Source organism: Agrobacterium sp. LR_9 (assembly GCF_041954855.1).
Classification (GTDB): Bacteria; Pseudomonadota; Alphaproteobacteria; order Rhizobiales; family Rhizobiaceae; genus Agrobacterium; species Agrobacterium leguminum.
In genome coordinates, this window is record NZ_JAVAYA010000014.1 from 123,673 (window position 1) to 137,001 (window position 13,329).

General features: G+C 60.4%; 12 protein-coding genes. 4 read left to right on the forward strand and 8 right to left on the reverse strand.

The window, feature by feature from the left end:
- Positions 1-4: 4 nt before the first annotated feature.
- From tssG to tssA, 8 genes are all read right to left on the reverse strand, one after another.
- Complete coding sequence (gene tssG / locus RAC79_RS17030) at positions 5-1,009, reverse strand: type VI secretion system baseplate subunit TssG (RefSeq protein WP_374997302.1); 1,005 nt, start codon at positions 1,007-1,009, stop codon at positions 5-7.
- A gap of 9 nt (positions 1,010-1,018) precedes the next feature.
- Positions 1,019-2,800, reverse strand: a complete 1,782-nt coding sequence (gene tssF / locus RAC79_RS17035; RefSeq protein ID WP_374997303.1) for a type VI secretion system baseplate subunit TssF — start codon at positions 2,798-2,800, stop codon at positions 1,019-1,021.
- The gene (tssE, locus tag RAC79_RS17040) at positions 2,793-3,302 is read right to left on the reverse strand and encodes a type VI secretion system baseplate subunit TssE (RefSeq protein ID WP_174037503.1); all 510 of its coding nucleotides are present in this window, start codon (positions 3,300-3,302) and stop codon (positions 2,793-2,795) included. The genes tssF and tssE overlap by 8 nt, the downstream gene beginning before the upstream one ends.
- A complete protein-coding gene (locus RAC79_RS17045; RefSeq protein ID WP_374997304.1) occupies positions 3,295-4,119 on the reverse strand; it encodes a type VI secretion system accessory protein TagJ in 825 nt (274 codons plus the stop codon). Before RAC79_RS17045 ends, tssE begins: the two co-directional genes overlap by 8 nt.
- Positions 4,116-5,510, reverse strand: a complete 1,395-nt coding sequence (tssC, locus tag RAC79_RS17050; protein ID WP_374997305.1) for a type VI secretion system contractile sheath large subunit — start codon at positions 5,508-5,510, stop codon at positions 4,116-4,118. The genes RAC79_RS17045 and tssC (RAC79_RS17050) overlap by 4 nt, the downstream gene beginning before the upstream one ends.
- 55 nt (positions 5,511-5,565) lie before the next feature.
- On the reverse strand, positions 5,566-7,047 hold the full coding sequence (gene tssC, locus RAC79_RS17055) for a type VI secretion system contractile sheath large subunit (protein ID WP_035263814.1): 1,482 nt from the start codon (positions 7,045-7,047) through the stop codon (positions 5,566-5,568).
- A 99-nt stretch (positions 7,048-7,146) separates the two neighbouring features.
- Positions 7,147-7,656 carry a type VI secretion system contractile sheath small subunit gene (gene tssB / locus RAC79_RS17060; protein ID WP_035263819.1) on the reverse strand — a complete coding sequence of 170 codons (510 nt, stop codon included), beginning with the start codon at positions 7,654-7,656 and terminating at the stop codon, positions 7,147-7,149.
- A gap of 67 nt (positions 7,657-7,723) precedes the next feature.
- Entirely contained in the window at positions 7,724-8,779 is a 1,056-nt protein-coding gene (gene tssA / locus RAC79_RS17065; RefSeq protein ID WP_142845610.1) for a type VI secretion system protein TssA, read from the reverse strand.
- A gap of 220 nt (positions 8,780-8,999) precedes the next feature.
- Here tssA and tssH point away from each other — a divergent pair, with 220 nt between their 5' ends.
- The 4 genes from tssH (at position 9,000) to RAC79_RS17085 (ending at position 13,194) form a co-directional block, all read left to right on the forward strand.
- A complete protein-coding gene (gene tssH / locus RAC79_RS17070; RefSeq protein ID WP_374997306.1) occupies positions 9,000-11,654 on the forward strand; it encodes a type VI secretion system ATPase TssH in 2,655 nt (884 codons plus the stop codon).
- Between the two features lie 57 nt (positions 11,655-11,711).
- Positions 11,712-12,188 (forward strand): Hcp family type VI secretion system effector, encoded by a 477-nt coding sequence (locus RAC79_RS17075; RefSeq protein ID WP_003504561.1) that lies wholly within the window; start codon positions 11,712-11,714, stop codon positions 12,186-12,188.
- Positions 12,189-12,292: 104 nt separating this feature from the next.
- A complete protein-coding gene (locus RAC79_RS17080; RefSeq protein WP_059761069.1) occupies positions 12,293-12,682 on the forward strand; it encodes a Rap1a/Tai family immunity protein in 390 nt (129 codons plus the stop codon).
- Between the two features lie 11 nt (positions 12,683-12,693).
- Positions 12,694-13,194, forward strand: coding sequence for a type VI secretion system amidase effector protein Tae4 (locus RAC79_RS17085; RefSeq protein WP_059761067.1), 501 nt, complete (start codon positions 12,694-12,696; stop codon positions 13,192-13,194).
- Positions 13,195-13,329 lie beyond the last annotated feature (135 nt).

Below are 13,329 nucleotides of genomic sequence, written 5' to 3' on the forward strand. Positions count from 1 at the left end.
GCCCTCACGCGGAAATCGCCGAGCCTTCCCGCTCGGTCACCACAGCATCGGCGCTGTCTTTTTCTGCGGGCGCCACGCGAGCCCAACTGTTCCAGCCGAGGCGGGCGGGGGCATCGGACTGGCCGAGGCGGCAAAAGGGAATGTCCTCCTTTTTCAGGATCACCTGCACATCGAAATGCAATGCGCTTCCGACGAACAGGCGTGTCAGCGAAAATATCTCCGCAAGCCGTTTCGATCCGGGCGTCAAGGCCAGATAATCCGCATAGGCGACGGGACCGATCACGATCCGGAAACCGCCGCTCATATCTTCGACAGCGCTTCCCGCCGTCGTGTTCTGTCCGAGCCTCAGCCCGGATGGCTGTCCGAGCTGGCTTTGTTCGTGAAGCGGCAAAGCCACCCATCGCCGGCGAAACTGTTCGACATTCACCGGAAGTCCCGTGAATTCACAAAGCATGGAGGTCAGGGCCAAAACATTGCGGTTGCGGCCGGCCAGAAGACCGCTGAACCGCAGGAGCGCATCTTCGCTCACGCCTGCCTTCTCGACCAGACCGGCCGTGCGGAACCCGGTGAGTGCAAGCAGGGTTTTGCGAAAACCGTTCTCCCTCTGCTCGGCCGACCAGCGCAATCCCCTTGCAAGGCGGTATTTTTCCGTTGCGGATACGAACAGTTCGCTGAACCTTGCGGCGAACAGATTGAAGAAGCTCGCCAGCGCGCCGGAGCGATTGCGCTCTTCCCGCTGCAGCAATTCGCCATACGCCGGCGGCAGCGAACCGAGCGGCCCGACAATGGGCGCGAAGGCGGATTTCAGTTCGGCCTGGCCGCGTTTGTGGTTGAAACCGCTGATCGCCAGCGGGGTCGGCTGTGTTCCGCCATGAGCGCCGACGACAATCCCGTCATCCGCCGAAACCAGCTGGGCGACGCGAAACGCGGTGGCGGGCTCAAAACGGCCGGGATCGTCGCTGAGAAGCGCCGCCTGCCGGTCTTTCATGGTTGGCGTCTGCTGTTCCATCCCGGTCTCCTAGAGCAGCGGCCGGTCGGCCGCGCGGGCAGGCCAGCGGGCAATCGGTTTGGAGTGGCCGCGCATCGTCGCCGTCAGCCGCGTGAAACTGTTGATCGAGGTGTAGAGCCCGAAGAAATGATTGAGGACATTGGCGAAAACAAATGCGGCGGGCCGCGCTATGAGCGCGGGATCGAATTCCACGGTGATGTCCGTTCCCGGCACCATGGCCGAGCCGATCCGGGCGTGGGAATTCTGCGCCTCGACATTGCTGATCGCCTCCACCAGCTGCCGGGTCTCCGGGCTGTCCCTGAAGGAATAGAGCGAGAGAATGTCCTTCAGCGGCGCGCCGCCGCTGTCGGTGAGGGAGAGATGGTTGAGGAGGAGATGCGAGATCAGCCGCCATTCACGCGCGGAGCGCTCGTTGACGCGGATCGCCGCCGTCGGCGGCATCAGCGCATGGATGGATTTTATAGCCTCATTGCCGGACGAAAGCTGCAGGAAGGGGTGGCCGCCGCCAAAGGGAAGCTGGCTCGGCAGTTCACGATTGATGCACAGCGTATCGATGCTCGCCACCATGTCGAGCGGTCCAAGCGGTCCGCGCTTCTGATCCACGAAAGCGATGTCCGTATCGGAGGAACCATCGTCATCGAAACGGCGCTGTATCTGCCAGAAAACGTTTGCGCCGTTATTGCGCTGGGTGCGGCCGAAGAACGGGGAGGTCTTTTCCGTCTGCCCGGAACGGCTGGTCAGTTGAACGTTTTCGACGGCATAGATTTCGCGGGTCCGCTGCCGCCGTGCATCCGGCAGCAGCCGGTATTCCGTGCGCGTGCCATCGAGGCTGAGCGGTTCGCAGCTTTGTTTGAACAGGTTGATGACCGGCGAGGCGTTCAACACGAAATCCCGGACCGACACCACGCGCTCAAGCTGCGTGTCCGCCGCATCCAGATAGATGTAAAGTTCGCAATCGCCGCCGCTCCATGTTCCCAGCCCGTGGATATCGAGAAAGAGAAATTTCTGCGGCAGCGCGAAGAATTCGGTGAGAAGCCGGTATCCGTCAAAACTGTTGGCCGGATAGGGCAACATGGCCTGATCGCGCGTATAACCTGATGGCGTGAGATTGCCGGCGGGCAGGAAAACGGCTTCCTTGTCCTCGGCGTGCCGCGCAAGCGCCATGCCCACGCAATGATTGGTCAAAAGCTCGTAAAGCGCCGTGGCCTGTTGCCAGGCGGCGGACAGAAAAATCTGAAGCTTCGTCAGGCCCATTTCCGGGAAAGTGCCGCCGCGCGGCGCCGTGCTGCGCAGCGAAAGCCGCAGGCAGCTGGCGGCGCCGGCAAACGAGGCCGAAAAAGGCGCGTCGATCGGCTGGCCGGACAGCGTTGCGGCTGCGATTTGCATCGGCGCGATTTCCACCGCCTGCGTGGTGCGAAAACGACAGCTTTCACCACCCACCGGCTCGGCAAGGATTTCGCTGTGCCGGGGGAGTGTCTGCACGGTTGCGAGCGCCGTGCTTGGGGTGAACTGAACCACGCTCATGGATGGGATCGGCGCAAGATAATGCGGGTAGAGCGTTTCCAGGAGGCTGTCCGACAGTTCCGGAAACTCGTCGTCCAGCTTCTGGCGCACACGGGCGGCGGAATAGGCGAAACTCTGGATCAGCCGCTCGACATGCGGATCGTCGGCGACATCGCCCGTCATGCGCAGCCGGCCGGCGATCTTCGGAAACGCCGCTGCGAAACGCGATGCGCGTTTTCGGAGCGCAAAGAGTTCATCATTGTATTTTTCGAGAAAGCCGTCAGCCATTCGTCGCCTCTACCAGGAAACGCTGCGTTGACGGATCGATCCGGGATTCGAAGCTGATCGGCGGCATGCCTTCCTGAAGACGGAAGCTTGCCTGTATGCGCATGCGAAGCGCCCGGTCGCCATCCGTGCGGTTTTTCAGGATCGTCACATGCACATCGTCAAGGCGGGTTTCGAACAGGGAAATCCGCCGCTCGATGCTGCGTGCAAGCCGCGCCTTGGAGGCATCCGTCACCAGATTGGCCGAAAGAATGCCGTCCACGCCATAGCTCACCAGCGCATCGGACAGTTCCTTCAGCGCCGCCGGCGGACCGGCGGGGTTACGACGGGTATTGAGCAATGCCTCGAGATCGCGGCGGATCACCTCGCGCATCTCGCGCGCCTGATCCTTCAGGCTGACGAGCATATCCGTTTCCGAGTCCGGCGCGTCATCGAGCAGCCGGTCCAGAACGGAGCGTGACAGCGTTCTCTGCCGCGCGCGATATTGCTCGAGCGGATCAACCACGGGCGATCTGCCTTTCATCGTCGGAGGTGGCGGAAAGGGAACCGATCTCGTGGAACGGCACCACATCGTCGCCAATCAGCAGGCAGCGCTGGCCTTGCCCGGTTGCCAGAGGCTGGTCTTCCTCGCTCCATCGGGTTTCCCGGCCGAGGAGGAGGCTGACATCGTCCTTCGCACCGTGATAGATGGCCGGAAGCAGCACGGATGCGACCGCGCCGTCGCGCAACGTCAGCTCAGCCCCGCGGAAAGCGAGGTCGCGCGGGCGGCTCATCGGGTCGATGGCGAGGCTTTCTATGCGGCTGTAATCGATCCACAGGTAGCGGCCGCCATTGGTCAGCACCTCCAGCGCATGCGGAATCCGGTCGTCCAGATCGCGAATATCGCCGGCGCTCTTGCCGTTGCGGCCGATTGGTACATTGCCGCGTTTTTCATCGAGTTCAGCCAGTCCGGTTCTGGCGGCATCCGCATCGCCGCTGCGTGCGGCGATATTCGCCCGGATGGCCAGTTGATCGAGTTCGGACGGACCGCCGGGGAAATCCGGCACCGCGCCGGTTTCGAACCACGCATTGCGTGCGGCCATGGCGCGCAACTGGTGGCGAAAGAGAGAAAAGCCGACGCTTTCCTGCGGCGAGAATGTTGCGGCCAGATTGCATTGCGCATCGGCCTTCTCGTAGTCGCCGGCAAGGACTAGCAGGTCAATGTAGAAATGGCGGCCATCCTTGTCGGCGGGCTTCGTTTTTACGTGTTCGCGCGCAAGACCGATCGCGTCCTGCAGCCGGTCATCGTCGAGAAGGCGGGAAATATCGTCGCGCAGCGTCATGCGGGTATCCTTTGCGGCTCGGCTGAAGACCGGGATGCGGCGGCGGGCGGCATCATGGTTTCGGCAATGAGATGGAAGCTCGTGGAGACGTCATCGAGCTGGAAATGCGGCTGAAGGCGCACGGTGCAGGAGAATGTTCCGGGCTTGCCGGGAACCTCGAAGACGTTGATGCCGGCAGAACGCAGCGGGTAGCGCGTGCGCAGCGCCGCTTCAGCATCGTCATTGCCGAGCGTGTAGGAGGAAAGCCAGCCTTCCAGCTTGCGCTCTATCGTCGAGGCATCGCTGAGCTGGCCGATATCGTCGCGCATGATGACCTTGAGGTAGTGCGAGAACCGGGAGGCGCACAGCACATATTGCAGCATGGCCGCGAGGCGGGCGTTCTGCCTCGCTGCTTCGCTGGAATAATGGCCGGGTGCATGCAGGGACTGGTTGGCGTTGAAGATCGCCATGCCGGAGAGATAGGTGGTGGAGACGGGCACGATGCCGAGATCGGAAAATTGCTGTTCCTGTCCGGTCGTCAGCTGCACCTCGACGGGTGGCTGCGCGGAAAGGCCGTTGCTTTCGATGCCGAGATCGAGCGGTGGCAATTGCCGGGAAGAGAGCATGCCGCCATCCACCGCGTCCTGCGTCACACCGCGCAGATCCGCAAACCAGCCGGAATCGACGAAATTGCGCACCACGACCGTTGCAAAGGCGAAGGCGGAATTGCCCCACAGCAGGGTCTCGCCGCTTTCCGCCACATGCTCGCGGAATGGAAATCCGTCATCGCGTCCCCGCGCATAGGGCCTGTAGGGTGACCGCAGCAAAACGCGCGGTGCGACAAGGCCGACAAAGCGAGAATCGTCGCGTGCGCGCAGCGCATTCCACCGCAGCCGAGATTTATCCTGCTTCAGCGAGGAAAAATCGTGAACCCGGCTGAGTTCGGCGAAGTCCTGCAGGCCGACGGCGGAAGGTGCTGCCGCCGCGACGAAGGGGCAGAAGGCGGCCGCAGCCACCATGCCGATCTGCGACAGCGTCGTGATGGAATCGGCGCCCTGAATATCATCGGGGGAAAAGGCGTAGTCGCCGATCAAAAGGCCGACCGGCTCGCCGCCCGGCATGCCGAATTCGCGATTATAGACGACTTCGAAAAGATGGCTCTGGTCGAAGTCGGTGGCGCGTTCCGTGTTGCGGGCAAGATCGCGCCAGCTGGCATTCAGCAGCTTCACCTTGACGTCTGCGCCGCGGCCAGCCTCGCGAACAACCATGGCCAGACCGCGCCATCTCGCTTCCATCGCCTGAAAATCAGGGTGGTGCAGAATGGCGTTCACCTGGCCGGTCAGCGCATCGTCGATGAGAGCGATGAGCTGGTCGGCGAAAATGCGGGCATCCGGAAAGGACTGATGCGCCATGAGCGGGCTCCGGGTGACGAACGGGGCCGGGGTGGCGGACCACCCCGGTCCGGGCTCAGTTCTTCGACGGAATACGGGCGACCATGCGCAGCGAGGTCGTCAGTTCTTCCATCTGCAACCAGGGCCGCATCCAGGCGACCGCATTGTAGGCGCCGGGTTTGCCCGGCACTTCCTGCACGGTCACCTTGGCGTCGCGCAGCGGATATTTCGCCCGGCTTTCCTCGCCCGCTTCGTCATTGGCGTTGACGTAGTTGGCGATCCAGCGATTGAGCCACACTTCGCAATCGGACGCCTCCATGAAGGAGCCGATCTTATCGCGGCCCATCACCTTGAGGTAATGCGCGAAGCGCGACGTGGCCATGATATAGGGCAGGCGGGCTGAAACGGCGGCGTTGGCCGTGGCTTCCGGCTTGTCGTAGAGCTTCGGCTTATGTGCGGTCTGGGCGCCGAAGAATACCGCATAATCGGTGTTCTTGTAGTGGCAGAGCGGCAGGAAGCCGAGCTTGCCGAGTTCCGCGTCGCGGCGGTCGGTGATGCCCACTTCGGTCGGGCATTTCAGATCGAGATCGCCGTCATCGCTGGAGAAGACGTGCATGGGCAGATTTTCCACCCGGCCGCCATTTTCCGCACCGCGGATAGCCGTGCACCAGCCGCTTTTTGCAAAAGCGTCGGTCAACTTCGTGCCCATGACATAGGCGGCGTTCATCCAGCAATATTCGTCATGTTGCAGATCGCCATTCACCGCACCCCTGGTTTCGTCATAGGCGAAATCGTCAATCGGGTTGGTTTTCGGGCCATAGGGCATGCGCGCCAGAACACGCGGCAAAGCGAGCGTGACGAAACGGGAATCGTCGCTTTCGCGGAAGCTGCGCCACTTGGCATACTCCACGGTGTCGAAAATCTTCTCCAGATCGCGCGGACGGGCGAGATCGCGATAATCCTCGAAACCGAACATGTGCGGGCTTGCCGCCGAGATGAACGGTGCGAAAGCCGCCGCCGCAATCGATGAAACGCCCTGCAGCAGCTGTACGTCATCGAAGGAATTGTCGAATTCGTAATCACCGATGATCGCGCCGAGCGGTTCGCCGCCGGGGGTGCCGAATTCGTCTTCGTAGATCGCCTTGAAGAGGCGCGACTGATCGAATTCCACGGCCTTTTCCAGATCGCGCGCCAGTTCCCGCTTGCCGGCGTTCATGACGCGGATCTTCAGGTTGACGCTCGTTTCGGAATTCTTGACGAGATAGTTGAGCCCGCGCCAGGTGCCTTCGAGCTTGGCGAATTCCGGCGCCTGCATGATGGCGGCGAGCTGTTCGGAAATCGTCCGGTCCAGTTCGGCAATGGCATGGTTGAGGGTGACGGTGAGGTTGCGGTCGTATTTGACCGTTCCCTTCAGCGCCTGGTCTGTCAGCGTGCGCAGAAGATTTTGCGCGCGGTCCGGTTCGGTCTGGCGGGTTGCGGCAACCACCTTGGACAGCAGTCCCTGATCTTCGGCGGTCGTTGCCTGTGCTTCGTTTTTCAGCAGGCTTTCAGCGCTCATGTTTCAGTCCTTCCACATGCGGCTTTGAAAAAATGCCGCTTGAACAGTTGAAGCCCCGCAGTCGGGGCCGTTCGGGGAGGTTTTCCTCCGCACAGGCGATTATTTGCTCGCGCCGTTCTTTTCCTTGAGTTCGGAAACCAGCGTTGCGAGATCGGTCTTGTTCTGCAGAATATCTTCCAGCATCCGTTCCAGATCTTCCGAACGGTCGGCCTTGGAAAGCAGGTCGCGCAGTTCGTTGCGGGCGTCCAGAAGCGCCTTGAGGGCGGGAACCTGCTGCACCACGGCGCCGGGTTCGAAATCGTCCATGCTTTCGAACTTCAGGTTGACCTGCATGTCCGTCCCGTCTTTCTGCAGCGTGTTGGCAACGGCAATGTTGAGGCCGGGCGTCATGCGGCGCATCACCTCATCGAAATTGTCGCGGTCGATCTGAACGAACTTGCGCTCGCCGAAAGGTTTCAGCGGCTGGGTCGGATTGCCCGAGAAATCGCCGAGAACGCCGACGACGAAGGGCAGTTCCTTGACCACCATCGCGCCTTCGGTTTCGACTTCGTATTTGATGTGGACGCGGGGCTTGCGAACCCGTTCCAGCTTTTCGTGTACACTTGCCATTTCAACCTCCTTGATGCCCCTTGGCATGGCTGACTGTGAGGGGACGGGGTTTCCGCCCCTTGCCTCGTTATTTTCCGTTGTTGTCTCCGCCAGGTTTGATCCCGGCGGCCGTCAGAACTGCATTGCGGGCCTGTGCTTCGGGCAGAAGCTCCGCCAGCAGTTCGGAAAAATCCATGCGTCCCCTGCGAACCAGCGTTTCGATGGAGAGCGAGATCGGCGAATGCGGTTCGGTCCGGCGAAAGTAACGCGCAACCGAAAGAAGAGTTTCAAACGCTTCATCGCGTGAAGATATGCCTTCCGGTGACGTCGCTGCTGTTCGTATCGCCGGTTGTCCGTTGTCGTTGGTTCCAGGAACCGCGGCTGCCGCCTGCTCGACCGGTGCCGGCTCCTGCTCGCGCCCGCCCAGCGTGCGGATGGCCGCAGCAGCTTCGATGAGCGTGTTGCGGATATTGGAACTGGGTGGCGCAGACTGGCCGCAGCGCTCGGAAAGAACCGCCATGATGGCGTCGAAGCTGGAGAGGCAGGCGTTGACCTCGGCCAGATGGGAAGACATGGCGGCAACGCCTGCTTCCGACGCCAGCCGATACAGTTCTTCGCGCCGTTTGCTCTCGTTTGGCCGCTGCGCCAGCTGGAAATCCCAGAGGCTGTGCTCTCCAAATTTCCCTCCGGGGATCAGCGGCGCAAGCCGGAGCGGCTGCACAAGCGTTCCTTCGGTGCCGATGCCGTTCAATCCCGCAAAAGGTGCAAATTTTTCCTCATCATTATCGTCGCTGATGGAGCGCAATGAGTCCCAGTGGTTGTAAAAAAGATCGCCACAAAGCTCATAGATTTCTCGCAATCCAGGAAAGCCGCGCAGCCGCAGGCTTGCTTCGGCAAGCCACGCCAATATTTCTATGTCCTTGCTTTCGGAATATATAATCTGCAATCCAAGATTGCTGACACTGTCCCAGCTACTGGAAATCTTTAAGTTATCCTGTGGGGACGCGGCGCGCTCTTCTGTGCGCGCCTGGTTTCTTTCATCCTTAATTCTATAGTATATTTCACGCGTTCTTGAATCGATGCGGATGTTTTCTCCGCAATCTCCAAAAAACTCTATATCTCTTTTAACATGCGGCGCGTTCAAGAGCAGTCTATCCCCAGAAAATAGTAATGGATTTTTCGTAGTTACTTCCCTTACGTAAGGCTATTCCTCAGACAGACTTATTCAAAATGTGTCTAAATTGTGGCGTCTACTGCCTAATCTAACCCGATAAAAAATAAACTTCGGGGTGGACAACCCGGTTTCATCGTCATAGTTATTCCACGTCACGTTGTGGAATGAACCCGGGCTGGAGGCTCATTGCATGTCGCATATCGATCTCAATCGCCTCGTTGAAGCGCTTGAGCCTGACCTGCGCGTCACGCTTGAAGCAGCGGCTTCCGTTGCGGTGCGTATGGGGCACAGGTACGTGGATATCCCGCATTGGCTGCTGGCGGTTGTAGATGCCGGTATCTATGCGAAAACATTCGAGGAATTAAAAATTCCACTTCCGGTATTGCAGGCCGAAATCGGCCGCAGCCTGGAAGAGGCCGTTATCGGTGATGGCGAGGCTTTGTCACTCTCCCAGAACATTCTGACGGCGGGCCGTGAGGCATGGGTTCTCGCGTCGCTGGAGGCCGGGCGCGACCGCGTGACGCTTTGCGACCTGCTTCTGGCGATGGACGAGGAAACCTCGCTTCGCTCTTTCGTCCGCTCGGCATTTCCGTCGCTGAAGGCGATGGATCGCGCGGCTCTCGAACGCCTTCGCAGTTCGGTTGAAGACAGCAGCGGAAGAGAAGTTCCTGCCGCGGCGGCGGGTGCCGCGACGGCCGCCGGCCAGAACGATTTTCTGCGCCTTTACACCCAGGACATGACAGCCGACGCCCGGAACGGCAAGGTCGATCCGGTGATCGGGCGCGATGATGAATTGCGCCAACTCGTTGATATTCTTACGCGCCGTCGTCAGAACAATCCCATTCTGGTGGGTGAGGCCGGCGTTGGCAAAACGGCGGTCGCCGAAGCGCTGGCGCTCGAAATCGCTTCCGGAAATGTGCCGGAAAAATTGCGCAACGTCCGCCTGCTGAACCTCGATATTTCGCTGCTGCAGGCCGGTGCCGGCGTGAAGGGCGAGTTCGAGCGCCGTCTTCATGGCGTGATCGATGCGGTAAAACGCTCGGCCGAGCCCGTCATACTGTTCATCGACGAGGCGCATGGCCTTGTCGGCGCCGGTGGTGCAGCCGGACAGGGCGATGCGGCCAATATTCTCAAGCCCGCTCTCGCGCGGGGAGAAGTGCGCACCGTCGCGGCCACGACCTGGAGCGAATACAAGAAATATTTCGAAAAGGATGCGGCGCTGACGCGTCGTTTCCAGCCCGTGCATGTGCGCGAGCCGGATGAGACGACAGCGATCCGCATGTTGCGTGGTGTCGCCGACAGCTTCGTCAGCCATCATAACGTTGTGGTTCGTGACGAGGCGATTGTGGCGGCGGTGCAATTATCGGCGCGTTACATGCCGGCGCGGCAATTGCCGGACAAGGCCGTCAGCCTTCTCGATACGGCCGCGGCTGCCGTTTCGCTGGCGCGGCAGACCCTGCCGGAACGGCTGCGCGCCATGGAAAGCGAGCGGCGTCTTCTGACCGATGAGTTGAACTGGCTTCTGCGTGAACCGCAGGATGACGAGATGCAGAGCCGTATCCAGTCGATACGCGACGAAGTCGAGAAGCTCGAGAGCGGGATCGACGATCTGCGCGGCCGTTACGATGCGGAAATGGCTGAACTCAGCGAAGAGCAACCCGTTGAAACCGGCGCATCGAATGTGTCGCGTCTGCGGCCTGCGGCTGAGACCAAACCGGCAAATGCCGAAAGACTTGTGCCGACGGTGGTCGATCGTGAAGCGATTGCATCCGTCGTATCGCGCTGGACCGGTATTCCGCTCGGTAAGCTTCTGGCCGACCAGATCGAAAGCGCGCGCACATTGGATGCGCGCATGCGCCAGCGGGTCGTGGGGCAGGATGCTGCCATTACCCGCATTGCCGATGCCATGCGCACCGCCCGTGCCGAATTGTCCGATCCGCGCCGCCCGCCCGCCGTGTTCTTCCTCGTGGGCATGTCCGGAACGGGAAAGACCGAGACGGCGCTTTCGCTCGCCGATCTGCTTTATGGCGGCAACAGCCATCTGACGACGATCAACATGTCGGAGTTTAAGGAGGAGCACAAGGTTTCGCTGCTTCTCGGTTCGCCGCCCGGTTATGTCGGTTTCGGCGAAGGCGGCGTGTTGACGGAAGCGGTGCGCCGCCGACCGTTCGGCGTTCTCCTTCTCGATGAGATCGACAAGGCCCATCCCGGCGTCCAGGATATTTTCTATCAGGTGTTCGACAAGGGCGTGCTTCGCGATGGCGAAGGCCGCGATGTCGATTTCAAGAACACCACGATCTTCATGACGGCCAATACCGGTTCGGAGCTGCTGGCCGCGCTTTCCGCCGATCCGGATACGATGCCGGAAGGCGAGGCGCTGGAAGCGCTGCTGATGCCGGAACTGACCAGACAGTTCAAGCCCGCATTCCTCGGGCGCACGATCATCCTGCCCTTCATGCCGCTCGGTGCGGAAGAGCTCGCAAGGATCGTGGATATGCAGATCGGCAAGATCAGGGAACGCGTTCTCGCAACATACGGCGCCGACCTGGCCCTTTCCGATACCGCGCGCGACGCGTTGGTGGCGCGCGCCGGTGCAAGTGAAATTGGCGCACGCGCCATTGAAATCATGATCGGCAAGGATCTCCTGCCGCCTCTTTCCAGCTTTTTCCTCGAAAAAGTCATCGCGGGAGAACGCGTGGGCAAGATCGTCGTCGATTTTGGTGAAAACAGGTTCGGCATTCGTGCCGAAGCGGCTGGGGAAACAGATGAATTCGCCACGCCCGAAGAGGGTGGGGTGGGTGAAGTTGCCGCGTCGGAAGGGGCTACCCGACGCATGCGGCATTAAACGAAGGGTAACGCGGCCTCGAAGCAAGAGGTCATTTCAGCTACAGGAGCTTACAGCATGCCAATTTATCTGCAGATTGACGGTATCCAGGGCGACGCCACGCATGAGGAACACCGCAAGTGGATGGACATCGAAGCCATTCACTGGAACGTAGCGCGCAACATGAACACTTCTGCCGGTTCTGCTGCAAACCGCGAAGCATCCGAACCGACCATTTCGGAAGTCATTCTGACCAAGGTTAGCGATTCTTCTTCCACCAAGCTTTTCCAGGAAGCCTGCGCTGGCCGCACTGGCAAGCTCGCAACCATCCATCTGGTGACAACGGGTAATCCGGGCAACACCTATATCGAGTATCTGCTGACGAACACGCTCATCGCGAGCTACTCGGTGGATTCCAGCGGTGACCGTCCGGTGGAAACCATCAAGCTCAACTTCACCAAGATGGAAGTGAAGTACACGCCGTTCGACGACAACAACTCGCCGCAGTCTCCGATGATCGCCTCTTACGATCTGGCGACGACGAAGGCCGCTTGATAGCGACCCGGTGCCGGTATTTGCCGGCACCGGAACGTTTTCATTGCAGTTTTGCGGCTCACGTCGTGATGTTTCTCATCCACGTTGGACGAGGCGGGTTTTTCATGCGCTCCCTATATGCGTTTTTTGTTTCCGTGCCGGTTGTTCTGGCTCTGTCCGGTCTTTCGCCGGCGGGTGCCGAGGAACGGACTTGGATATTCTCCGGTGCTGAACTCAAGCAGGCCATCGAGGGCAAACTTGCCCCGGAAGTGTCTGATCCGGAAATGCGGCGGCTGGTTTCCGTCGCAAAATCGAGCGCCTATATCGCCGGTGTGGCCGATCTGACAAGCGGATCGGACTGGTGCGGTGCGGGCGCCGTGGCGCCCCATGAACTCACCGACCGGATTTACACCTATCTCGGCGATCTTCCTGCGGAAAAACTGGATGAACAGGCAGCCACTCTCGTGCGGGAGGCGCTCAAGGTCTCCTTTCCCTGTGAGCAGAAAAGTAACTAGTGGGACGAACCATGCGCGTTAACTTTGACACTCTCTATAAGAATTATCCGAGCAGCGACCCGTCGCATCCAAACTATCTCAGCCAGCGTGATCTGTTCACGGAAATCGGCTGGGACGATTTCATCGGCAATCCGAACTATCACAATACCTGCGCCATCCGCGTCAGCATCGCTTTCGTGAAGTCGGGCATCAACATCGTGCCCGCCTCGCACCGCATCCAGAAGGGCCCCTATGCCGGAAAGGGCATAGAGGTGAACATGCGCCGCCTTGCCAGCCTGATGAAGCGGACGAGCTATCTTGGCGAACCCGAGCCTTTTACCCCCGCGACGGCGCGCAACGGCATCGGCGCGCGCAATGGCGTCGTGGCGTTCAACAATATCCCCGGCTACACAGGCGGCGGTCATATCGATCTTGTGCGGGGTGGCTCCGAAGCCACCCAATGCGCCTCGGCCTGCTACTACAATTCGGAAACGATCTGGTTCTGGCCCCTGCAGTCCAGCCGCGGGTCCTGATTAGGAGTATCCCATGAACGACCAGCCGTCTTTTTCCGATTTCGTTCAGGCGAGCCGTGTTCTGAAGGTGTCTTCGCCACTCGGCGAAGACCAGCTTCTGCCGGAGCGCCTGTCCGTCGAGGAGGGCGTATCGCT